Origin of the sequence: Kitasatospora sp. NBC_01300 (assembly GCF_041435235.1) — a bacterium.
Classification (GTDB): domain Bacteria; phylum Actinomycetota; class Actinomycetes; order Streptomycetales; family Streptomycetaceae; genus Kitasatospora.
The window spans coordinates 493,256-515,039 of the sequence record NZ_CP108409.1 but is presented as its reverse complement, the minus strand read 5'-3'; the positions used below and the strand labels follow the sequence as shown (position 1 = coordinate 515,039).

18 protein-coding genes are annotated in these 21,784 nt (G+C 72.2%); 7 read left to right on the top strand and 11 right to left on the bottom strand.

All coding sequences use genetic code 11. The features are described 5' to 3' along the window. Positions 1-75: 75 nt before the first annotated feature. A complete protein-coding gene (gene tnpA / locus OG556_RS35955; protein WP_331745398.1) occupies positions 76-474 on the bottom strand; it encodes an IS200/IS605 family transposase in 399 nt (132 codons plus the stop codon). 80 nt (positions 475-554) lie between these two features. Here tnpA and OG556_RS35950 point away from each other — a divergent pair, with 80 nt between their 5' ends. Then, complete coding sequence (locus OG556_RS35950) at positions 555-1,754, top strand: transposase (RefSeq protein ID WP_331743821.1); 1,200 nt, start codon at positions 555-557, stop codon at positions 1,752-1,754. Here the strand turns inward: OG556_RS35950 and OG556_RS35945 are convergent. From OG556_RS35945 to OG556_RS35925, 5 genes are all read right to left on the bottom strand, one after another. Continuing rightward, complete coding sequence (locus OG556_RS35945) at positions 1,713-2,579, bottom strand: PIG-L family deacetylase (protein WP_331743818.1); 867 nt, start codon at positions 2,577-2,579, stop codon at positions 1,713-1,715. The two genes, OG556_RS35950 and OG556_RS35945, sit on opposite strands and share 42 nt — an antisense overlap. Before the next feature lie 210 nt (positions 2,580-2,789). Further along, positions 2,790-2,972 carry a hypothetical protein gene (locus OG556_RS35940; RefSeq protein WP_331743815.1) on the bottom strand — a complete coding sequence of 61 codons (183 nt, stop codon included), beginning with the start codon at positions 2,970-2,972 and terminating at the stop codon, positions 2,790-2,792. Positions 2,973-3,139: 167 nt separating this feature from the next. Next, positions 3,140-4,423, bottom strand: coding sequence for a glycosyltransferase 87 family protein (locus OG556_RS35935; protein ID WP_331743812.1), 1,284 nt, complete (start codon positions 4,421-4,423; stop codon positions 3,140-3,142). Positions 4,424-4,779: 356 nt separating this feature from the next. After that, entirely contained in the window at positions 4,780-5,175 is a 396-nt protein-coding gene (locus OG556_RS35930) for a hypothetical protein (protein WP_331743810.1), read from the bottom strand. Positions 5,176-5,439: 264 nt separating this feature from the next. Then, positions 5,440-6,753, bottom strand: a complete 1,314-nt coding sequence (locus OG556_RS35925; protein WP_331743807.1) for a UDP-glucose/GDP-mannose dehydrogenase family protein — start codon at positions 6,751-6,753, stop codon at positions 5,440-5,442. Positions 6,754-7,085: 332 nt separating this feature from the next. Here OG556_RS35925 and OG556_RS35920 point away from each other — a divergent pair, with 332 nt between their 5' ends. Further along, entirely contained in the window at positions 7,086-8,477 is a 1,392-nt protein-coding gene (locus OG556_RS35920; RefSeq protein ID WP_331743804.1) for a sporulation protein, read from the top strand. A 23-nt stretch (positions 8,478-8,500) separates the two neighbouring features. On the opposite strand, the gene OG556_RS35915 is transcribed toward OG556_RS35920, so the two are convergent. Further along, the gene (locus OG556_RS35915; RefSeq protein ID WP_331743801.1) at positions 8,501-9,094 is read right to left on the bottom strand and encodes a helix-turn-helix domain-containing protein; all 594 of its coding nucleotides are present in this window, start codon (positions 9,092-9,094) and stop codon (positions 8,501-8,503) included. A gap of 125 nt (positions 9,095-9,219) precedes the next feature. On the opposite strand from OG556_RS35915, the gene OG556_RS35910 reads away from it, so the two are divergent. Then, positions 9,220-10,377, top strand: a complete 1,158-nt coding sequence (locus OG556_RS35910; RefSeq protein ID WP_331743799.1) for an NAD(P)/FAD-dependent oxidoreductase — start codon at positions 9,220-9,222, stop codon at positions 10,375-10,377. Positions 10,378-10,666: 289 nt separating this feature from the next. On the opposite strand, the gene OG556_RS35905 is transcribed toward OG556_RS35910, so the two are convergent. The 4 genes from OG556_RS35905 to OG556_RS35890 all read right to left on the bottom strand — a co-directional run bounded on the left by OG556_RS35905 (position 10,667) and on the right by OG556_RS35890 (position 16,889). Continuing rightward, entirely contained in the window at positions 10,667-11,956 is a 1,290-nt protein-coding gene (locus tag OG556_RS35905) for a cytochrome P450 (RefSeq protein ID WP_331743796.1), read from the bottom strand. A 102-nt stretch (positions 11,957-12,058) separates the two neighbouring features. Next, on the bottom strand, positions 12,059-13,297 hold the full coding sequence (locus tag OG556_RS35900; protein WP_331743793.1) for a cytochrome P450: 1,239 nt from the start codon (positions 13,295-13,297) through the stop codon (positions 12,059-12,061). Further along, positions 13,294-16,401 (bottom strand): amino acid adenylation domain-containing protein, encoded by a 3,108-nt coding sequence (locus OG556_RS35895; protein WP_331743790.1) that lies wholly within the window; start codon positions 16,399-16,401, stop codon positions 13,294-13,296. Before OG556_RS35895 ends, OG556_RS35900 begins: the two co-directional genes overlap by 4 nt. A 44-nt stretch (positions 16,402-16,445) precedes the next feature. Continuing rightward, entirely contained in the window at positions 16,446-16,889 is a 444-nt protein-coding gene (locus OG556_RS35890; protein WP_331743787.1) for a pyridoxamine 5'-phosphate oxidase family protein, read from the bottom strand. Positions 16,890-17,244: 355 nt separating this feature from the next. On the opposite strand from OG556_RS35890, the gene OG556_RS35885 reads away from it, so the two are divergent. The 4 genes from OG556_RS35885 (at position 17,245) to OG556_RS35870 (ending at position 21,757) form a co-directional block, all read left to right on the top strand. Beyond that, a complete protein-coding gene (locus tag OG556_RS35885) occupies positions 17,245-18,300 on the top strand; it encodes an ATP-binding cassette domain-containing protein (RefSeq protein ID WP_331743784.1) in 1,056 nt (351 codons plus the stop codon). 44 nt (positions 18,301-18,344) lie between these two features. Continuing rightward, the gene (locus OG556_RS35880; RefSeq protein WP_331743781.1) at positions 18,345-19,085 is read left to right on the top strand and encodes an SDR family oxidoreductase; all 741 of its coding nucleotides are present in this window, start codon (positions 18,345-18,347) and stop codon (positions 19,083-19,085) included. Between the two features lie 446 nt (positions 19,086-19,531). Beyond that, positions 19,532-20,368, top strand: coding sequence for a DUF4190 domain-containing protein (locus OG556_RS35875; RefSeq protein ID WP_371523090.1), 837 nt, complete (start codon positions 19,532-19,534; stop codon positions 20,366-20,368). A 456-nt stretch (positions 20,369-20,824) separates the two neighbouring features. Next, positions 20,825-21,757, top strand: coding sequence for an alpha/beta fold hydrolase (locus OG556_RS35870; RefSeq protein ID WP_331743776.1), 933 nt, complete (start codon positions 20,825-20,827; stop codon positions 21,755-21,757). The last annotated feature ends 27 nt before the right edge of the window (positions 21,758-21,784 follow it).

Here is a 21,784-nt window from a genome sequence, read left to right as displayed (position 1 = left end):
TCAGGCCGGGAGGGAATGCGATCCCTGACACGGAGGCGCGGAGCGCCGTAGGCCCCTGCGCTTCCGTGGTGACGGTCAGGTGGGCCGCTTCTGGTTCTCGACGTAGTCCTTGACCATGCGCAGCGGTACGCCGCCGCAGCACCCGACGAAGTGCGAGGGGGCCCAGAACACGGACCTCATGCCGATGCGGTTGATGCGCCCGGAGTACTCGGCGCGCGGGTAGCGGGAGCTGACGCCCTTGAGACTGTTGACCGGCTTTGAGACGGAGACCTTCGGCGGGTAGTGCATCAGCAGGTGGACGTGATCGCCCTCGCCGTTGAACTCGCGTAGCTCCGCGCCGAAGCTCTCGCACACGTCGTGCATGATCGCTTTGCACCGGGTCGGTATCTCGTCGGTGAGGATGTCCCGCCGGTACCTGGTGACGGATACCAGGTGCGCGTGCAGGTTGTGGACAACGTGGTTTCCCCGCCGTATACCGGGATCCGGTTACCGGCGTGGTGACATGGGCCAAGGATAGGATGACCAACCGTCAGCATCGAAAGGGGGTGGGTCGGATGATCCGTGCGTACAAGTTCCTCATGCGGCCCACCGTGGGCCAGGCGCAAGCGCTCGGAGAGATGCTGCGCGATCACTGCTCGCTCTACAACGGAGCGCTTCAGGAGCGCCGCGACGCGTACCGGCACGTCTCCAGGACCTCGATCAGGTACGGGCAGCAGTCCGCACAGCTCAAGGACATACGGGCGTTCGACCCGCAGCGCCAGGGACGCTGGTCGTTCTCCAGCCAGCAGGCCACGCTCCGCCGTCTGGACAGGGCGTTCGCCGCGTTCTTCCGACGCGTGAAAGCCGGCCGGACGCCGGGATACCCCCGGTTCCGTGGAGTGAACCGGTTCGACACGGTGGAGTTCCCCAAGGACGGGGACGGCTGCCGCTGGGACTCCACCCCGCACGACCCCGTGACCCGCGTCCGTCTGCAAGGCGTCGGACACGTCAAGGTCAACCGGCACCGCCCGGTGGCCGGCAGGGTCAGGACCGTCTCGGTCAAGCGTGAGGGCAACCGCTGGTACGTGATCCTGACCGCCGAGCAGGGCGACTGCGAGCCGCTGCCCCCGACCGGCAGCGTGGTCGGCATCGACCTCGGGATAGCCAACTTCCTCGCCGACTCCGGCGGCGGGTTCGTTCCCAACCCGCGTCACGCCCGTGCCGCCGCCGCGAAGCTCGAAGCCTCACAGCAGGCCCTGTCCCGGTGCGAGCGAGGCAGCAACCGGCGGGAAAAGACCATCCGGAGGATCGGGGACCTGCACCGCAAGGTGCGCCGCCAACGGCTCGACCACGCCCACAAAGCCGCCCTCGGGCTGGTCCGTGAGCACGACTTCATCGCGCACGAGGACCTCAGGATCCGCGACATGCTCGCGGCCCCCGCGCCGAAGCCCGACCCCGACCAACCGGGCGTCTTCCTGCCCAACGGTGCCGCGGCCAAGGCCGGACTCAACCGCTCGATCTCGGATGCCGGCTGGGGGGTGTTCCTGACGATCCTGCACGCCAAGGCTGAGAGCGCCGGACGGGAAGTCATCGCCGTGGACCCCCGCAACACCTCCCGCGAGTGCCCTGAATGCGGGCACACCGCGAAGGAGAACCGGCCCACTCAGGACAAGTTCCACTGCGTCGCCTGCGGCCACCGCGCGCACGCCGACACGGTAGGAGCCATCAACGTTCTACGGGCCGGGCTGGTCCGTCGCGACGCCTGCCAGGGCTAACGAGAAGCCCCGACGTTTACGCCGGGGAGGAGTCACGTGGGCGTCCGGGATGTTGAGGACGTAGGAGGCGCCGCGGTTGCGGTCGGCGGGGTTGGGATACTGCTGGTAGGTGTAGATGTGGTTGAACCGGACGTCGGTGAGCTCGCCGTTCTTCATCAACCAGTAGGCGGCGTCGCTGCACGCCTTGTGCGTGGCATTCCCGTCGAGCCAGCCCGCGGCGAACTTGTGCGAGGCGCCCGGGTACTGCTTGGCGAGCGAGCGGACCTTGGCGATGACCTTCTGCACGAAGCCGTCGAAGTCGCCGTCCGCCTCGTCGGAGAGGTCGAAGTTGATGACCTTGTCGACGCCCAGGGCCTTGGCGGAGAGCTTGAACTCGGCCGTACGGCCGACGACGACCTCGGGGGTCGGCCAGGCCTCGTCCCAGCCGAGGGAGTGGTAGTGCCCGGGGGCGGAGCAGTTGTTGCCCAGGCTCTTGCATGCGCCCTGATTCATGTACTCGGCGAGCCCGCCGTTCTCGCCCCGGGTCACCAGCACGAGATAGACCGGTCGCCCGGCGGCCTTGTGCTCCAGGATCGAACCGGCGAGCCCGATCGCCTCGTCGTCCTGGTGCGGCGAGTAGAAGATCGCGGGAGCCGTCGCCGCGTGGGCGTCAGGCGCGGCCAGTGCGCTGTCGAGTACCAGTCTCGTGGCCGCGAGTCCGGCGGCGGTCAGGATATGACGCCACGGCCGGCCGGCTGTCGGCCATTCGAGAGGTCGTACGGGTGTGCGGCCGACGAGGCTGGACTTTCTCCGTTCTGCTCCGGAGGAGGCGCCTCCTCGGTGCACGTCCTAATGAGAAACACGGCGCAGGGTTTCTGTCGGGTTCAGCCGATTCTCGACGAACGAATGGCCTGATGAGGACGCGGGCTTCTCCGGCACAACCGCTGACCAGCACCTACCGGACGGTGTCCACGACCGGCCTGTGCGGGAACTTCAACGGACGGCCGCCCCGCCGCGTAGATCACCGCCGGCGCATCACGCCACGATGTCGATCGGTTACCGAACACGTTCCGAGGCGGGAGGGGAGATCGTGCCCGCGGTGACCGGCTCCGGCGTGACCGTGATGTAGGTCGGGGCCGGAGCGGTCTCCCGGGCGCGGGCCGTGTACCAGCCGGCGCCGAACGCGAGGATTCCGATCAGGAGGCCTGCGAGGACCATGGTGACGTACTGCTGCTTCATGACCCCAAGGGTAGAGCGCCCGTGGTCAACTCCCGTGCCGCCACGGCATGATGGCCCCCTCTCGCGTCAACCGAGCTTGACGCGAGAGGGGGCCATCATGTCGCGGGAGCCCCCGCCGGGGAGGAAGGCCACCGCCCGAGGGCGCGTGACCGGTCGCTGCGGCGGACCTACGCGGTCAGCGCCGCCGACTCCGGGGCCGGTTCGAGGCCGCCCGGAGTCCACGAGCGCCGGAACTCCCCGATGGCGGCCCGGAGTACGGCCATCAGCGCCAGCAGCATCAGCACGCCGTGGGCCGGCATCGACAGGTACGGCGACACGCCGGGGGCGATGAACTTGAGGTAACTGCCGAAGGACGACAGCTGGACCAGGACCGGCACGTACCAGAGCCGCCCGGGCAGTTGGAAGGCGATGATCACGCTGATCACGTCCGCCACGTAGAAGTAGCGCTCGTGCATGGACGGCAGCAGGAACGGCACCGCGATCGCGAAGACGGCGGCCAGCAGCAGGAGCCCCGTGTCCGTGAGCTTCGGCCGTTCCTCCCGTACTGCCGGTCCGTTCTCCAGCGCCGCCGCCCCGCCGGCGCGGCGGATGGCCCAGACCGCCAGCCCGATCAGCACCAGCACCAGCGCGCCCGCGACCAGCACACCTGCGTGCCGTACGCCGTCCTGCTCCTCGAACGGCACCGAGACGAACTGGTAGACCGACGGCGCGTTGAGCGTGAGGTCCTTGTACGTGTCCGGCTGCCGGGCGTACACCGTCAGCAGCTGCCACGGGTCGGAGCCGAGCAGCATGGCGGGGATGTCGAGCGCCACGTACACCGCCGGAATGGCCAGCAGGCTTCGCCACGGGATCCGTCGCGCCAGCACCAGGACGAGCAGGAGCGGGAACAGGAAGACCGCCTGGAGCTTGAACGCCAGCGCGATCCCGAAGAACGAGCAGGCCCACCAGGGCCGGTCGCGCAGGATGTGGTAGACGCCGCCGACCAGGAAGGTCGTGAAGATCGCGTCGGCCTGGCCCCACCAGCCGCTGTTGGTCACGACCGTGGGGAGGAAGAGGACGATCACCGCCGCGCCGAGGGCCCGCCAGGGCCGCTGCGGCGACCGCAGGGAGACGATGCGGAACGTGTAGTACGCCAGCGCCAGGTCGAACAGGATCGAGATGCACTTGATGCCCGTCAGCGCGGCCACCGGAAGGTAGGTGAGCGCGGCCATCAGGTACAGGTAGGGGACGTTGTAGTCCGAGAAGCCGGTGCCGCTGAGAGCGTGGAACCCGCCGTTGTTCGCGATGTACTGGTACCAGGGCCCGAGGAAGTAGTAGAAGTCCGTCGACTCGTTGTCCAGCATCAGGATGCGGACCGAGAGCGCGGCCATCACCGCCGCCATCGCGGTCAGAATCAGGACCGTGGGGTCGGCCGTGCTCTGACGCGGCTCCTCGGCGGTTATCTCGGACATCGGTCTCCATTCGGGTCGGCGGTGCGGTGGGCCGGCCGGGGTGCGTGCCGTGGGTCGGACGGCGAGGCCGGTACCGCGCCCCCCGCGGGGGGAGCCCCGTCCGCAGGGCGGCAGCCGGACCCGAAAGCCCTCCGTGCCCCCACCCCTTGGTCCACCCCCGTGGCCCGTTCCCGCGGGCCGGCCCCGACGGTGGCATCCGGCGGGTGGCGCGCGAACGGGCGGATCCGCCCCCGGCCGATCATAGGCGCCCGGGTCCACGGGCACTCTCGTGGCCCCGGACCGTCAGGGCACGGAGAAGATCAGACCCGGGTGGCCCGGACGACACCGGCCCGCAACGCCCGCGGCCGCCGATCGTCCTACCGCTGCTCCGCAGAAGTCGCTGGAGGGGTGTTGGGTCGGGCCGCGTATTCGTCCGTGAGGATGCTGCAGGTGCACCAGTCGCCTGTGCACGGGGCGCCGGCCTCGGCGCCGTAGGGGCCGAGGCCGGCCATGAGGCGGAGTACCTCCGTGCGCTCCGGCGCGGAGAGAACGGGGAGCGTCGCAGAGTTCGGCAACTGCTGCCAGACGGCCGGATCATCGACCACGTCACCGATGACCTGTGCGTCGATGAACAGGGTGTAGAGGGGATGCTCAGGAAAGTCGTTGAGTCGCAGGACCCACCAGTGCCCTTCGACCCGGGCCGCGTAGGAGAAGACACCTGTGCCGGTGCCGCACCACGCGGCCCCTGGGGGCAGCGCAGGGAGAGGAATCATGCCCGCGTCCTCCGGTCTGCTGCGTCAGACGGGAGCGGACCGGCGGGGTCGCCCGGGTGCGCAGCGCAGGCGCAGCCGAGGGCGTCTACCGATTCCGCTGGGTTCTTCGGCACGGGCCCATCCTGCCGGGTGCGGCGTCGGGCCGCCAGGGTCGTCGGCTGTGAGTGATGGCCAACGGGTGGGGCAGTGCTCGATCGGCAGGTTCGCGAGAGTCGGACGGGACCGACGTGGCTGCCGGGGCTCCGTGCGAGCCATCCGTACGGGTCAGGGGCGGCCGAGGGCGCGGAATGTCCAGCCGGCCGCGCGCCAGCGAGCGGCGTCGAGGGTGCCGCGGGCGTCGATGACCTGGGGGACGGCGATGTGCCGGGCGAGGTCGGCCGGGTCGGCGTCGGAGTACTGGGGCCAGTCGGTCAGGTGCAGCAGCAGTTCGGCGCCGGTGACGGCTTGGGTGGGGTCGTCGGCGTAGTCGAGCCGGGGGTAGGCCCTGCGGGCGTTGTCCACGGCGGCGGGGTCGTGGACGGTGACCTCGGCGCCGGCCCGCCGGAGGGCATCGGCGACGGCCAGGGCCGGGGAGTCGCGGATGTCGTCGGTGTGGGCCTTGAAGGCGGCGCCCCAGACCGCGATCCGCTTGCCGGTCACGGTGTTGCCGAGGGCTTCACGGGCGAGGTCGACGGTGTGCTCGCGCCGACGCCGGTTGATCGCCGCGACCTGACGGAGCAGGCCGGTGTCGGCGCCGAGCTCTTCGGCGCGGTAGGTGAACCCGGCCAGGTCCTTGGGCAGGCAGCCGCCGCCGAACCCGAGGCCGGGCCGCATGCCCTCGGCGCCGATCCGGTGGTCGTAGCCCAGGGCGAGGACGATCTGCCGGACGTCGGCGCCGGTCAGCTCGCAGAGCTCGGCCATCGCGTTGATGAAGGAGATCTTGGTGGCGAGGAAGGCGTTCGCGGCGCCCTTGATCAGTTCGGCCGTCGCGATGCCGGTGACGATCAGCGGGGAGCCGGCGGCCAGGACGTCGGCGTAGACCTGCCGGAAGACGGCCTCGCTGCCGGTGTCACCGTCCTCGACGCCGAGCACGATCCGGGTCGGCTCCAGGGTGTCCAGGAGGGCGAACGACTCGCGCAGGAACTCCGGCGACCAGGCCAGGCCGACGTTCACCCCGGCGCGGAGGCGCTCGTCCAGGGTCTGCCGCAACTCCCTGACCGTGCCGACCGGGACGGTCGATTTGCCGATGATCACCGCGCCGTCGCCGAGCCCGGGGGCCAGGCGCCGCACGGCGGTGTGGAGGTGGGTGAGGTCGTAGGCGCCGCTGCCGTCCCGCTGCGGGGTGCCGACGCCCAGGAAGTGGACGTCGGCGAAGTCGGCGGCCTCCGTGTAGGAGGAGGTGAAGCGGAGCCGTCCGGTGGCGGTGTGCTCGGCGAGCAGGTCGTCCAGGCCGCGCTCGGTGAACGGGGCCTGGCCCTTGTTCAGCGCGTCGACCTTGTCGGTGTCGGTGTCCATGCCGAGGACCTGGTGGCCGAGCTCGGCCATCGCGGCTGCGTGGGTCGCGCCGAGGTAGCCGCAGCCGATCACGGTGAGCTTCACGAACGTGTCCTTCCGAAGGGGCGGGCGGCGTCCGCGCCGCCCGGTCCTGCGATTCCGCGCATCCGGTTGTCACCCCTGAGCGTGAATCGGTGGTGGCCCCGCCGGGAAGAGGTTTCCCAGGCCCCGGCGGAGGCCCGGAGCACCAGGCAACCGCCTGGCGGCCGGTGCGGAAAGGGCTCGCAAGGGGGCTCACAAATCGTGCATCCGATTCACCGTGAGCGACGGATGCCCTACCCTCGGCGATCGGACTTCGGGTGCCGGACACGCGACTTCTCGTGCCCGGCCGGTACGACTTCTCCGCGCCCGTGCGGGGACCGATTGAGGGGGGCGCCGTGGCGTCGACCACCCGCCGGACCAAACCGCCGAACGACGCTCTGGCCCGGATGATCGACAAGTGCGAGGGCACCAGCCACAAATCGCTGGCCCACCGGGTGAACCAGCTTGCCCACGAAGCCGGGCTGACCACGACCTATACGCACACGTCCGTTGCGAACTGGACGGCGCGCGGCATGGTGCCGGACTGGCCCGTGCCGAAGCTGCTGGCCCGGGTGATCGGCGAGCGGCTGGGCCGGCCCGTGGAACTCGGCGAGATCGGTATGGCCGATGTCGGGACACCGGACGCCGCGATGGGGTGGGATTTCCCGAGGGACCCCGCCGAGGCCGTGCGCACGGCCACTTCGTTCTGGAGCAGCGTGAACCGCCGAGACTTCCTCACCGGTGCGGGCTTCGCCGTCTCCGCGTTCACCACCCCGGTCACCCGCTGGCTGGTCACCCCCGCCGACGACACCGCCGCCCACCGCGGCCGCGGCCGGGTCGGTGCCGCCGACCTCGCCGAACTGCGGGACGCCGCCGACGACGCCCGGCGCTGGGACTCCAAGTACGGCGGCGGGAACTGGAAGGCCAACTCCGTCACCGCCTGCCTCCGGGAACGCGCGGTCCCGCTCCTGAACGGCTCCTTCAATGATGAGGTCGGCCGCCAACTGTTCTCCGCGACAGCCGAGTTGTCCCGCCTGGCGGGCTGGACGGCCTTCGACGTCGGCCAACACGGCGTCGCTCAACGGCACTTCATCCAGGCCCTCCGCCTGGCCCGGGCCGGCGGCGACGTCCAGCTCGGCTGCTATGTCCTGACCACGATGGCCATGCAGACCCTGCTGAGGGGATTCGCCGGCGAGGCCATCGACATGGCCCAGGGCGCCTTCGAGCGGGCCAAGGGCCGGGCAGCTCCCAGGGTGCTCGCGTTCACCAGGCTCATCGAGGCCCGGGCCCACGCCCGGGACGGCGACGCCCGGGCCGCCTCCGCCGCGCTCGCCGCCTCCGAGAGCCTGCTCGACCAGGCCCATGACGGGGCCGAGGAGCCGGCGTGGATCGACTTCTACCACCACGCCCGGCTCTCGGCCGACGCCGCCGAGATCTTCCGCGACCTGAAGAACCCCGAGGCCGCCCTCGCGTGGAACGCGCAGGCCGCCGCCATGCCGCCCGGGGTGTTCACCCGCTCGGTCGGGATGCGGCTGGCCATCGTCGGAACCGCCCACCTCCAGGGCAAGGAGCTGGACCAGGGCCTCGCGCTCGGCCACCAGGCCGTCGACATCCTCGCCCGTGTCCAGTCCAGCCGGGCCAAGGACTACGTCCGCGAGTTCAACACAGCGCTCACCCCTTGGCGCCGCGAGCCGCAGGTCGTCGAGTTCCTCCGGCGGACCGGCAAGGAACTCAGCGTCGCGGCATAGGGCGAGAGGCGGCGCCGGCCGGGTCAGGTGCCCGGGTGGGAGGCTGACCAGCCGTGTTCGAGCAGGGCGAAGGCCTCGTCGGCGGCTCGGCGCGGGTCGGCGTGCTGCAGGATGAGGCTGCGGCTCTCAAGGGCGAAACGGGCGAGGGCGGCGCAACTGACGTCCTCCTCGGGGGCGTTGACGGCCTCGGCGATGGCTCGGGCCAGGGCGGTTTCGTGGCGCGTCCACATGCGGTGGGCGTAGTCGCGCAGTGCGGGGGTCTCCTGGACCATGCGCGTGAAGTCGGCGAACCGGGGGTCCGCGGTGTGGACGGCGAACTGGGTCTGCGCCAGCAGGAGGTGCTCGCGCAGCGCTTGCGGGATCGACGTGCCGGGGGTGCGTTCGCGGACGGCGGCGACGAGTGTTGCCTCGATGTCGTCCTCCTGGTCGAAGACCAGGGCTTCCTTGCCGGAGAAGTGCTTGAACAGGGTGGTCACCGAGACGTCGGCGGCGTCGGCGACGTCCTTGACGCCGACCTGGTCGTAGCCGCGTTCGAGGAAGAGGTCGAGTGCGGCGTCGGCCAGGGACTGGCGGGTCTGGGCCTTCTTGCGCTCGCGGCGCCCGGTCGGTTCGGTCACGTGCCCACCATATCGGCATAGTGCATCCGCTGCAAAAGTTTAGTCATTGCGCTTATTTAGCGAGTGTGCTTTCTTGGTGGTGTCGGGCCTTCCCGTGGCCCACCCACCTCCCGAGGGGTACTCCCATGAACTCCGCCCGCACTTCCAGTGATCCCCGCACTTCCCGTGGTCCCCGCATCGCGATCGTCGGCGCCGGTCTCGGCGGCCTCACCTGCGCCCGGGTCCTCCAGCAGCACGGCCGCTCCGTCACCGTCTTCGAGCGCGAGGCATCCGCCGACGCCCGCCCGCAGGGCGGCACCCTCGACCTGCACGCCGACAGCGGCCAGGCCGCCCTGCGCGCGGCGGGTCTCCTCGACCGGTTCCACGCCCTCGCCCGCCCCGAAGGAGATGCGTGGCGCGTGCTCGACTTCGCCACCGCCGCGCTCGTGGCGCAGCAGGGGCCTTCCGCCGACGGCGGCCGGCCGGAGATCGACCGCGGCCAACTGCGCGGCCTGCTCCTGGACTCGATCGCCGAGGGCACGGTGCGATGGGACCGCGCCGTCAGCGAGGTCACCCCGCTGGCGGACGGCACCTGCCGGCTGCGATTCGGTGACGGTACCGTCGAGGACTTCGACCTGGTGGTCGGCGCCGACGGCGCCTGGTCGCGGGTCCGCCCGGCCCTGTCGCCCGCTGCACCCCGCTACACCGGTGTCACCTTCGTCGAGACCGGATTCGACCACTGCGACACCCGCCACCCCGACCTCGCGCGGCTGGTCGGCGACGGATCGATGCTGGTGAAGGGCGCCGGCAGGTCCCTGGTCGCCCAGCGCAACAGCAACGGCCACATCCGCGCCTACATCGCGCTGCGCGTGCCGGAGGACTGGCACACGGCCGCCGGTGTCGACCTCGGCGACCAGCGGGCCGTGCGGGCGCACCTGCTGAGGGCGTTCGACGGCTGGGACGAGAGCCTGCGCTACGTCCTGCGCAACGGCGACAGCGGGTTCGTCAGCCGGCCCCTGTTCGTCCTGCCCGCCCCGCACACCTGGCAGCGCGTCCCCGGCGTCACGCTGCTCGGCGACGCCGCTCACCTGATGCCCCCGGTCGGACTGGGTGCCAATCTCGCCATGCTCGACGGCGCCGAGCTCGCCCACGCCCTCGCCACCGAACCCGGCGTCGACGACGCCGTCCGCGCCTACGAGAGCGTCATGCTGCCGCGCTCGATCGAGGCCGCGACGGGCAGCGCGCAGGGACTCGACCACCTCGTTCCCGCGACGGCCCCTGAACCGACTCCACCCGCGCTCTGACTGTCTTCGCTCAGGGGCCTGATGTGGAGTCGTCCGGGGCGGGTCGAGCGACTGTCGGCTTCCACGGGCTGTCCGATCCCTTCAGTCGCTGCGTGTTTGCGCAGGTCAGAGCGATGGCAGGGACTGAAGCGACTGAGGTTGGGAATTGGGTGCACGGTGTCGCTCGGTCGCCCGCGGCGGCATCCCGAAGGTCTGCTCGTTCCACATGACGCCGCCGTACTCGCGGGGCCCGTTCTGCTGCTTCACCCCCAGCCAGGGACGGCGGTGAGCGCGACGCCCGGCGGCGTCCTCACGGCGGCGGGGGCCGGTGGCTTCGCGGTCGTTCCGGTGGATCGCCGGCCCCTTGAGCGGCAGCGGTGGTGACGTGCCAGCTGACGGGGAGGGTGAGCGGTGACTTGCTCGGGGATTCGTCGTCCCAGGTGGGTTCCTGTCCTTCGGCGAGGCGCAGTCGGGGGAAGCGGTCGAGCAGGGCTTCCAGTCCCACGGTCATCTGGGCCCGGGCGAGGTGCGCGCCGATGCAGTTGTGCGCACCCCGGCCGAAGGCGAGGTGCGGGTTCTCCGCCCGGCACAGGTCGAGCCGGTCGGCGTCGGTGAACACCCGCTCGTCGCGGTTGGCCGAGGCGAGGACGGGCAGGACGGCGTCGCCCGCGCGGATCCTGCGGTCGTGCAACTCGATGTCCTCGACGGCCTGGAGGACCACGACGCCGTTCATGACCGGTACGTAGCGCAGGAGTTCCTCCACCGCGCCGGGTAGGAGGCCACGGTCGTCGCGGAGCCGGGCGTACCGGTCGGGCGCGGTCAGCAGGGCCACCACGGCGTCGGCCAGGAACATGGTGCTCGTGCGGTAGCCGGCGACCAGCATCGAGAGCCCGAAGGTCACCACGCTCTCCCCGTTCAGGGTGCCGTTCCCGCACGCGTGGACCAGCCCGGTGAGGACGTCGTCGGCGGGCTCGCGCCGCTTGCGGTCGAGCAGTGACGCGATGTACTCGCGCAGTTCGGAGGTGACCTGGCGGCCCTCGTCCAGGGTGACCATCGCCCCGAGGGCGGCGTCCGCCCTGGGCAGGAAGTACTCGCGGTCCTCGTAGGGGATGCCCACCAGCTCGCACATGGCCAGCAGCGGGAAGGGCTCCAGGAAGCCGCCGACCAGGTCGCCGGGCTGCCCGGCGGCCGTGAAGTCGTCCAGCAGCCCGTCGGCCGACCGGCGCAGTCGCGGCAGCCGGCGCCGGACGGAACGGACGCTGAACGGCTCGGCCAGAGCGCGGCGCAGGGCCTCGTGGCGGGGGCCGTTCAGTTCCATCATCGTGATCAGGCCCGGCTCGTCGTCGGCGGCCCGGTCGGGTCGGGGAGGCCAGTCGTTGATGGTCGGCCGGATCAGCCGGGGGTCCGCGATCAGGTCCCGGACGTCCTCGTAGCGGGTGGCGTACCAGGCGGTGGCGCCGATCGGCAGCCGGACCTGCGCGAGCGGGCACTCCCGGCGCAGCCACCCGTACTGCGTGGGCGGGCCCATGGTGCCCGGCGGCGGCAGGGGCAGGTCGATGGCGGGCGGGTCGGCGGCGGGTTGCGGCGGTGAGCTGCTCACTGGCGGTGCTCCCTGGTCGGGTACGAGCTGATCGCGTGCGACGTGGCCGAGTGCGACGTGATCGCGTACGAGGTGGCCGCGTGCGACGTGCCCGGTCGGGTCTCACCAGCTGACCGGGAGGGTCAGCGGTGACTTGGTCACGGATTCGTCGTCCCAGGCGGGTTCCTGTCCTTCGGCGAGGCGCAGCCGCGGGAAGCGGTCGAGCAACGCCTCGACTCCCGCGGACAGTTCGGCGCGGGCCAGGTGGGCGCCGAGGCAGTTGTGGGCTCCTCGTCCGAAGGCGAGGTGGCCCCCGCGGCCCGTGGTCGCGCCGGCCCGTTCCAGGTCGAGCCGGTCGGCGTCGGCGAAGACCCGCTCGTCGCGGTTGGCGGAGGCCGGTACGGGGATGACGGCGTCGCCCTCGCGGATCGTCCGCCCGTGCAGTTCGATGTCCTCGGTCGCCAGGAGGATCACGGTGCCGTTCATCACCGGCATGTAGCGCAGGAACTCCTCCACCGCGCCGGGCATCAGCTCCCGGTCGTCGCGCAGGCGGGCCCACAGGCCCGGCCGGTCGAGCAGGGTGTGCACGGTGTCGGCCAGGAAGAAGCTGCTGATGCCGAAGCCGACGGTGAGCATGGACAGCCCGAAGGCCATCACGTCGTCGTGGGTCAGCTCGCCGTCGTCGCACCGGCGGACCAGCCGGGTCAGGACGTCGTCGCCGGGCCGGTCCCGCTTCCGGGCGATCAGTGCGGCGACGTACTCGCGCAGCAGGTCGGTGACCCGGCGCCCCTCCTGGGAGGTCACCATGCCGCCGAGGGCCGCGTCCAGCACCGGGAGGAACCAGTCTCGGTCCTCGAAGGGGATGCCGACCAGGTCGCAGAGCACGAGCAGGGGGAAGGGGTCGGTGAAGCCGGCGACGAGGTCGCCGGGCGGGCCGTCGTCCTCGAACGCCCGCAGCAGTCGCCCGGCGAGCTCGCGGATGCGCGGCAGGTGCTCGCGCACGGCCCGGGAGCTGAACGGCTCGGCCAGCGCCCGGCGCAGGGCCGTGTGCCGGGGGCCGTCGAGTTCGGCGATCGTGACCAGGGGCGGCCCGTCGTCCGCGGGTTGCCCGGGACGTGGCGGCCAGTCGTTGATGGTCGGTCTGATCAGCCGGGGGTCCGCGAAGAGCATCCGGACGTCCTCGTGCCGGGTGGCGTACCAGGCGGTCGCGTCCATCGGCAGCCTGACCCTGGCCAGGGGGCAGGTCTCGCGCAGCCGCGCGGACTCCTCGGGCGGCCCCATGGTGCCCGGCGGCGGGAGCGGGAAGTCCAGGGCGTCCGGCTCGGCGCCGGCCCCCCGCGCACCGGGCGGCGGTGTGTTCATGCCCGCGCCCCTTCCGGGTGACGGGGGCGGTGGCCGGGGCCGGGGCGTTCGATGTAACCGGTGGTGTAGAAGTACTCCAGGTAGCGGTCCAGCAGCTCCGCGTCGACGGGAGGGCAGTGCAGGCCCGAGGCGGCCAGGTCGTGTTCGACGTTGGCCCGCCCGACGGTCGGGAAGGTGCCCTCGAAGTACATCTCCTTGACGGACATGTCGGCCCGCTTGCAGCGGTCCACGCACAGCGAGACGAACGGGGCCGTGGGGCTCGTGGGGTGCTGTGCGACGTGGCGGACGAGCTCGCCCACCCACTCCTCGTAGGGGAGCCGGGAGATCCGGTGGCCGGCGCTGTCCATCCGGTCGAGCATGTCGCACAGGCTCGCGGCGCGGGGGTTGGTCAGGTGGTAGGTCCGGCGGGTGGCGCGGTGGGTGGTGGCGATGTGCACCAGGGCGTCGGAGAGGAAGTCCACCGGGACGAAGTCCAGCGGCAGCCGGATGTCGGGGGCGAGCCCGGTCTCGCTGATGGTCCTGAACAGCGAGCAGATCGCGGTGTCGGTGTTGCACGCGCCGGTGTGCCGGTCGCCGGTGATCTCGTACGGACGGTAGACCGCCACCGGCAGGCCCTGGTCCTGGTCCGCGGCGTCGCGCAGCACCTCCTCGGCGACCCACTTGCTCTCGGCGTAGCCCATGGTGAGCCCGTCGGCGTGGTCGAGCGGCAGGTCCTCGTCGACGTGCCGTACGCCGGCGGTTCCGAAGCCGGCGAGCACCGCGATGGTGGAGAGGAAGTGCACCGGCACCCGGCGCCCGGCCGCCAGTCGGACGAGCTCCCTGGTGCCTTCCACGTTGGTGCGGCGCAGCGCGTCGTACGGATAGATGAAGTTGACCTGCGCGGCCGAGTGGATCACCAGGTCGACGGTGCCGGCGAGTTCGTCGGCGCGGCCCGGTTCCAGTCCGAGGCCGGGCTCAGCGAGGTCGGCGGGCAGGCACACGATGCGGTCGGCGGCTTCGGGGGTGGCGAGGCCGAAGCGGGCGAGGTTGCGCATCACCTTCTGCCGGGCGTGGGCGGGGGCCCGGCTTCGTACCGGGCAGCACACCCGGGCGTCGGTGCGGCGCAGCAGCGCGTTCAGGAGGAAGGCGCCGACGAAGCCGGAGGCGCCGGTGAGCAGCACCTCGGCGGGGTGGTGCCAGTCCGGCTCCGGCCCGCGCGGTGGCGGGAGGGTGAAGCCCAGCCGTGCCTCGGCGCGGAAGTCCACCGGGCCCGCGTCGGCGTTCACCCTGCCGTGCGGGCCCTGGAGGGCGGCGACGGCGGCGGTGAAGTCCTCCAGGGTCGGGGAGCGCAGCAGGCTGTGGACGAGGGTGCGGCCGTGCCGGGCGTCGAGGTCGAAGGCGGCCAGCGTACGGGTGACGGCCTCGGCTGCCAGCAGGGAGTCGCCGCCGATGTCGAAGAAGTTGTCGCCCGGCGCCGGGTGCACGCCCAGCACCACCTGCCAGATCCGGGCCACCGTGTCCTGCGGGCCGGCGGCGGTGCCGTTCACTGCCGTCGGGACGGCAGCCTGCTCGGTCGCCGCCAGCCCGTGCAGCCGGGCGCGGTCGACCTTGCCCCCGGCCGTCACGGGGAACCGCGCGAGTTCGACCAGCCGCGCGGGCACCGCGGGTGCGGGCAGCCAGGCGGCGAGGCCGCTGCGGATGCGGTCCAGGGTCAGTGCCTGGCCGGGGCGGGCCGGGGTCACGTACCCGATCAGGGCGTCGCCCTCGCGTTCGACGACGGCCTCGCCCACCGCGTCGTCCGCGCGCAGCCGCGCCTCCACCTCGTCCGGTTCGATGCGGTGTCCGCGCAGTTTGATCTGCCGGTCGACCCGGGCCCGGTACTCCAGTACGCCGTCCGGGTGCCGGACCACGCGGTCACCGGTGCGGTAGAGGCGCGTACCGGGCCCGACGAGGTCGTCGACGAAGCGCTCGGCGGTCAGCCCGGGGTCGCCGAGGTACCCCAGGGCGAGCCCGTCCCCGCCGACGAGGAGCTCGCCTTCCTCGCCGGTGTCGGCGAGCGTGCCGTCCGGGCGCAGCACGTGGCAGGTGGAGTGCTCCAGGGGGAGGCCGATCGGCACGGCCGTCGCCTCGGGGGGCAGGTCGTGCAGCGCGTGTGCGGTGGACACCACGCTGTTCTCGGTCGGGCCGTAGAAGTTGACCACGGTGGTGTCCGGGCAGGCCGCCAGTATCGCGCGGGCCAGTTCCGCGTCCATCGCCTCGCCTCCGGCCGAGGCGAACCGCAGGGACCGCAGGGCCGAGGGCCTGGTGCGCGCGATGTGGTGGAACACCCCGGTGGTCAGGTAGGCGATGCTGACCCGCTCGGAGAGCAGCAGCGATTCCAGGGCGGTCGGCGAGAGCAGTTCCTCCTGGTCGGCGATCACGACGCAGGCGCCGGCGAGCAGCGCGGGCCAGATCTCGATCGTGGAGGCGTCGGAGGAGAGGCCGTAGGCGTGCAGGACCCGTTCACCGGGCCGCGGCCGCTGGCGGACCAGGTCGGAGGCGGCGAGTCGGACGATTCCGCGGTGCGGGATCGCCACGGGTTTGGGGCGGCCGGTCGAGCCGGAGGTGAACATCACGTAGGCGCAGTCCGCGGGGAGCACCCGGGGCCGCGGCACCGCGGCCGGGGTGGTCGGGGTGGTCGGGGCCGGGCCGCCCAGGTCGATGCGGGAGCGCACGCGCCGGATGCGGCGGGAGCTGCCGGGCAGCGTGACGACGGCGTGCACCCCCGCGTCCTCGGCCATCGCCTGAAGACGCGCGGGTGGCGAGGCGTCGTCGAGCGGGACGTAGGCCGCACCGGCCTTGAGGATGCCGAGGAACGCGACCAGCGCCTCCGGGGAGCGGGCCCCGCACACCCCGACGGTGTCGCCGTGCCGCACGCCGGAGTCGTGCAGCCGGGCCGCCACCGCGTCGGAGCGGAGCTTGAGTTCGCCGTAGCTGATGCCGCGGCCGTGCTGGACGGAGGCGACGGCCCGCGGGCGGTGCACCGCCCGGGCGTCGAACAGCTCGTGGAGGCAGCGATCGCGTGGGTACGGCACCGCCGCGGCGTGCTCGGCCGTCTCCTGATGCGTCGTCGTTCGGGTGTTCATCGGGACGTCACGCTCTCTGCCGCACACGGACCGCGCGCGGGTGGCTACGGTTCGAACTCCTTGGCGAAGGCGGCGAAGTCGGCGGTCCGCCATCGCTCGGGCCTCATGCGGATGAGGACGTCGTCGGCCAGCTGCCCCCGGTTGGCGTCCAGGTACGCCGCCGCCGTGTCCGCGTCCAGGTATCGGCGGGCCAGCTCCTCGCGTGCGGCCGGCGGCAGCGGGTCCTCGACGGCCACCACCGGCCCCTCCACGCTGACGTAGCGGTAGGGCGCCGACTCGACCTGCGCGCAGAGGCTGAACCGGCCCGCGCTGCGGATGAGCCGGGCCTTCAGCGTCGTGCGCCCGGTCTGGATCGTCACCAGCCCGCCGGGCCGGTAGGAGTACCAGAGCGGGACGAGCAGCGGTCCGCCGCCGTCGCGCGCGTCGTCCACCCCCAGGATTCCCACGTGCGTGGCGGCGAGGAACGCCTCCCGGGCTTCGACCGACATCCTGAGATCCACTGGTACCGCCTCGATTCGGCAGGAGACGCATCCGGTATCGATCCGCGCGAGGGGGCGGGGGCCTCCGGGCGGCCGGCGCGTGACCGCCGCAGGTCGGTGCGGGTCCTCGGTCCTTCTCGTCCGGTGCGCACGGCCTTCGGGAACCCGGTGGGGCGGTCGGGGCGGGGCCGGGGCCGGGCTCTCTCCTCCACGTTTCCACCACACCCGGGTGGCTCGCATCCCGGCGGCCGCGCACGCGGTGCCCCCGCTGCCCCGCCGAGGAGCACGACGGGCGCTGCGGGGGGATCCTGCCAGTGCCGGCCGCCAGGCGGTTCCCGGCCGGTTCCAGGAGGAGGAGGGGTACATGAGGGCGGCCATCCGGGCCGAGGGCCTGGTGAAGGACTTCGGCGACGTACGGGCCCTGGACGGGGTCGACCTGGACGTGCCGGAGGGGACGGTGCTGGGCCTGCTCGGCCCCAACGGCTCCGGCAAGAGCACCACGGTGCGGGTGCTCACCACCCTGGTGCGGCCCGACGCGGGCAGCGCCCACGTGGCGGGGGTGGACGTGCTCAAGCACCCCGGCCGGGTCCGCAGCCTGCTGGGCCTGTGCGGCCAGTACGCGGCGGTCGACGAGTACCTCACCGGCCGGGAGAACCTCCAGATGGTCGGCGAGCTCTACCAGATGCGGAGCAGGGACGCCAAGGCGCGCGCCCGGGAGCTGCTGGAGTGGTTCGACCTCGCCGAGGCGGCCGACCGGCCGGCCAGGACCTACTCCGGTGGCATGCGCCGCCGGCTCGACCTGGCGGCCGCGCTGGTGGTGCGGCCGCCGGTGATGTTCCTCGACGAGCCCACCACCGGTCTGGACCCGCGCAACCGGCTGGCGCTGTGGGAGGTCGTCGAGATGCTGGCGGCGGAGGGCACCACGTTGCTGCTCACCACCCAGTACCTGGAGGAGGCCGATCGGCTGGCGCACGACATCGTCGTGGTCGACCACGGCCGGGTGATCGCCCGCGGATCCGCCGACGACCTCAAGACCAGGACCGGCGGCGAGCGGGTGGAGGTGGTGGTCCACGACCGCGAGCAGATCGGTGCCGCCGTCGCGGCGCTCACCCCGTACGGCGGGGGCCCGCTCAGCGTGGAGCAGCACACCCGGCGCATCCTCGTGCCGGTGGGCGGGGGCGCCCGGGTGCTCGCCGACGTCATCCGCGAGCTGGACGGGCTGGGCGTCCTCATCGACGACATCGGCCTGCGCAGGCCCACCCTCGACGACGTCTTCCTCTTCCTCACCGGCCACGCGGCCGAGGACAACGAGCCGGGAAGGCCGCCTCGGACGGCTTCCGGGGCCGGGCGGCGCCGGTGGACACGGGACGCCCGCGGGAATTCCCGGCGGGGGCTTCGGCGCTCCCACGGGAAGCAGTGACTCCAGTGATGGTCGAAGCAGTGCTGGTCAAGGGAGTGGAAACCATGGGACAGCTGGATGGGAAGGTCGCCCTGGTGACCGGGGGCTCGGCCGGGATCGGTCTCGCCGTCGTCCGTCGGTTCGCCGCCGAAGGTGCCACCGTCTATCTCACCGGCCGGCGCAAGGCCGAGCTGGACGAGGCCGTGGAAGCCGTCGGCGAACGGGCCGTCGGCGTCCAGAGCGACGTGTCGAACCTCGACGACCTCGACCGGCTCTTCGCGACGATCGAGGCACGCAGCGGACGGCTGGACGTCGTGGTGGCCAATGCGGGCGTCGGCGAGTTCGCCCCGCTCGGGAAGATCACCGAGGAGCACTACGACAGGGTCTTCGACATCAACGTCAGGGGTGTGGTCTTCACCGTCCAGAAGGCGCTGCCCTTGTTGCCGGACGGCGCCTCGGTGATCGTGCTCTCCTCCACCAACGCGTCGACGGGCGTCCGGGCGATGAGCGTCTACAGCGCCACCAAGGCCGCCGACCGCAACCTCGTCCGCACGTGGGCCGCCGAGCTCGCGGGCCGCGGCATCCGGGTCAACGCCATCAGCCCCGGCCCGATCGAGACTCCCGCCATCCGCGGTCTGAGCGCGCAGGAGGCGCCCGGGGTGGACGAGCTCATCGCCAGGATTCCGCTGGGCCGGATCGGACGCCCCGACGAGGTCGCCGCCGCGGCCCTCTTCCTCGCCTCGGACCAGAGCTCCTTCACCACCGGAGCCGAACTCTTCGTCGACGGCGGCCTCAACCAGGTCTGACCGTCCAGGTGAGGTCGAGGGTTTGGGCGGCGCCGGGGGCGGGTTCGGCGGTCGGTTCGCCGTTCCCCGGGTGTCGACGTGCGGGTCCGGCCCGGGGCGGTGACCGCTTCGCGGAAATCGGGTCGCTGTCGTCGGGGGGATCAGGAGATCCTTTGGCGTCTAGGCTGAACAGCCGCTGATCATCTCAAGTGCTCGAAGGATTGCGCATGACCGTTCCCGCCCCGCCCGACAGACCGCAGTCCGCCGAGGGGCCGGCCGACACCAACGCGTGGGCGGCGCCGAGCCTGAGTCAAGGTCAAGGTGAGGGTGAGGGTCCGGGTCAGGGTGAGGCCCCGGCGCCCGCCGCCACCGCTACCGCCACCGCTGTCGCGCCTCCTGCCGCTGCCCCCGGCGCGCCCCCTGTCACGGCCCCGGGCGTCCCGTACTGGCCGCCGTACGCGTACCCGATGCCGGCGCCGCAGCCCCGCAATGGCCTGGGCACCGCGGCCATGGTGCTCGGGATCGTCGGTGGCGTCCTCAGCCTGGCCGTCATCTTCTTCTGGCTGTCCTGGCTCCCGGCCCTGCTCGCCGTAATCTTCGGCGTCATCGGGCTGGGCTACGTCCGCAAGGGCCTGGCGACCAACCGGGCGATGGCGCTCGCGGGCGTGATCCTGGGCGTCTCCGGTCTGCTGGTCTCGGTCGGCGCCGGGGTGTTCGTCGTGACGCGGGTGCAGGCGGCCAACGAGGAGCGGCGGGCGGAGGAGAACGCCGCGCGCGCTCGCGCCGACGCCGCGACCCAGGCCGACAACGAGCGGGCGGCGAGGGAACGGGAGCGGATCGAGGCCGAGCGGAGGAGGGCCGAGGCCGAGCAGGAGACGACGGCCGCGGACGAGCGGGCCCGGCGTCTGTCGTTCGGTCAGCCCTACACCTACGCGGACGGCCTGAAGGTCACGATGGCCGCGCCGACGCCGTACGTTCCGAGTGACAGCGGGTCGGACACCCCCAAGAACGCCAAGATCATCCAGGTGAGGATCACCGTCGTCAACACCGGGTCGGAGAACGTCTCGCTCAGCGGTTCGGGGCTGCCCACCATCAGGGACGCCAAGGGCAACCTCGTCTTCACGCTGATCGACGGAAGCGGACGGATGAAGATCCTCAAGGGCTCGCTGGCCCCCGGCGAGGAGGCCACCGGTCTGACGGCGTACGCCCTGCCGGGCAGCGCGGCCGACCGGTTCTCCGTCCAGTTCGACTACGGTCTCGGGCGGCTGCGCAAGGACGTCATCTGGTCCGGCTCCCCGAGCTGACCCGGGGCCGCTCCCAGCAGGGACCGGGGCGCGGCACGTGCCGCGCCCCGGCGTCGGGGGAGTCTCAGGGCTTGAGTCGGCCCCCGGGGTGAGGGGGCCGGTGACGGTGGCGCCGGGCGGGACGGCGCTGTCGAGGGTGGCCGTGCCGTACGTCCTCCTTTGTTTATGTGCACGAACTGTTGGTGCCGGAATCGCCGCCGGATGACTGCCGTGCGATTCGGGCGGGGCCGGATTCGCCTTCGCGGTGCGATATCGATCCGCCTGTCGCCGTGCACCCGGGATTTCCTGCGAAGTCGCCTTTTTGCTACCACAGATCGTGAACGATCTTTGCCGTCGGGCACTCGGGGGACGGCGGCGTGTACTTGCCGGGTCTTCCGTCGGCGCCGGGTTACGTTCTGCGGCAGACCTTTTCGGTGTCGGCCCGCCGGGCCGCCCAGCGGATAAGGGGAGACCCCAGTGCTGCCCAGTCCATCCCTCCCGCCCGGCGGCCGACGCACCCCGGCCGCGGACCGCCTGCCCGGTTTTCCGGGTGCGGAGCACTGGCGGCGCGAGGAGAGGTCCGGACTGCACTACGTCGACCACGGATCCGGCGACGTCGTGCTCATGCTGCATGGCAATCCGACGTGGGGATATCTGTGGCGGCGTCTGATCACCGGGCTGGCCGGGGATTTCCGCTGCGTCGTGCCGGACCAGCTGGGCATGGGGCTCTCCCAGCGCACGGCCGGTGCCGCTCCGATTCCGCTCGCTCAGCGGCTGGAGCACCTCGACGCGCTGGCGGCCCACCTGATCGAGCAGCACCGGGCGCCGTCGGCGGGCTGGACCCTGGCGGTGCACGACTGGGGAGGGCCGATCGGCCTGGCCTGGGCGAGGCGGCACCCCGGGCTGGTCACGAAGCTGGTCGTGCTGAACAGCGTGGGTTTCCGCTGGCCCGAGGGCTACCGGCTGCCGCGCTCGCTGGCTCTGCTGCGCGACGTCCGGCCGCTCGGCGAGGCGGCGCACCGGTTGAACGTCTTCCCCAGGGCGGCGCTGCGGGCCGGGGTGGTCCGGCCGCTGCCCGCCGAAGTCCGCTCCGCCTACCTGCGGCCGTACCGCAGCGCGTGGCAGCGCCGCGCGGTGCGGGACTTCCTGCGGCAGATCCCGCGCAGCGGCGCGGACCCCGCCTGGTCCCTGGTCGATCCCGGTGGGGACAGCGCCGACCTCGCCGCGCTGCCGGTGTTCATCGGCTGGGGCCTGCGCGACCCGGTGTTCACCCCGCTCGTCCTGCGGGAGTGGCGGCGCAGACTCCCGCACGCCGAGGTGCACGCCTTCGCCGACGCGGGCCACTTCGTCCTGGAGGACGCCGGCGAGTCCCTGATCAGGCCACTTCGGCGCTTCCTGTCCACGCGATGACGAACCGTCACGGAAAGGTGCCCATGC

Coding starts and splice junctions, on each gene's coding strand:
- OG556_RS35950 (WP_331743821.1), top strand. CDS start 555: ATGATCCGTGCGTACAAGTTCCTCATGCGGCCCACCGTGGGCCAGGCG.
- OG556_RS35940 (WP_331743815.1), bottom strand. CDS start 2,972: ATGAAGCAGCAGTACGTCACCATGGTCCTCGCAGGCCTCCTGATCGGA.
- OG556_RS35935 (WP_331743812.1), bottom strand. CDS start 4,423: ATGTCCGAGATAACCGCCGAGGAGCCGCGTCAGAGCACGGCCGACCCC.
- OG556_RS35930 (WP_331743810.1), bottom strand. CDS start 5,175: ATGATTCCTCTCCCTGCGCTGCCCCCAGGGGCCGCGTGGTGCGGCACC.
- OG556_RS35910 (WP_331743799.1), top strand. CDS start 9,220: ATGAACTCCGCCCGCACTTCCAGTGATCCCCGCACTTCCCGTGGTCCC.
- OG556_RS35900 (WP_331743793.1), bottom strand. CDS start 13,297: ATGAACACACCGCCGCCCGGTGCGCGGGGGGCCGGCGCCGAGCCGGAC.
- OG556_RS35895 (WP_331743790.1), bottom strand. CDS start 16,401: ATGAACACCCGAACGACGACGCATCAGGAGACGGCCGAGCACGCCGCG.
- OG556_RS35890 (WP_331743787.1), bottom strand. CDS start 16,889: ATGTCGGTCGAAGCCCGGGAGGCGTTCCTCGCCGCCACGCACGTGGGA.
- OG556_RS35885 (WP_331743784.1), top strand. CDS start 17,245: ATGAGGGCGGCCATCCGGGCCGAGGGCCTGGTGAAGGACTTCGGCGAC.
- OG556_RS35880 (WP_331743781.1), top strand. CDS start 18,345: ATGGGACAGCTGGATGGGAAGGTCGCCCTGGTGACCGGGGGCTCGGCC.
- OG556_RS35875 (WP_371523090.1), top strand. CDS start 19,532: ATGCCGGCGCCGCAGCCCCGCAATGGCCTGGGCACCGCGGCCATGGTG.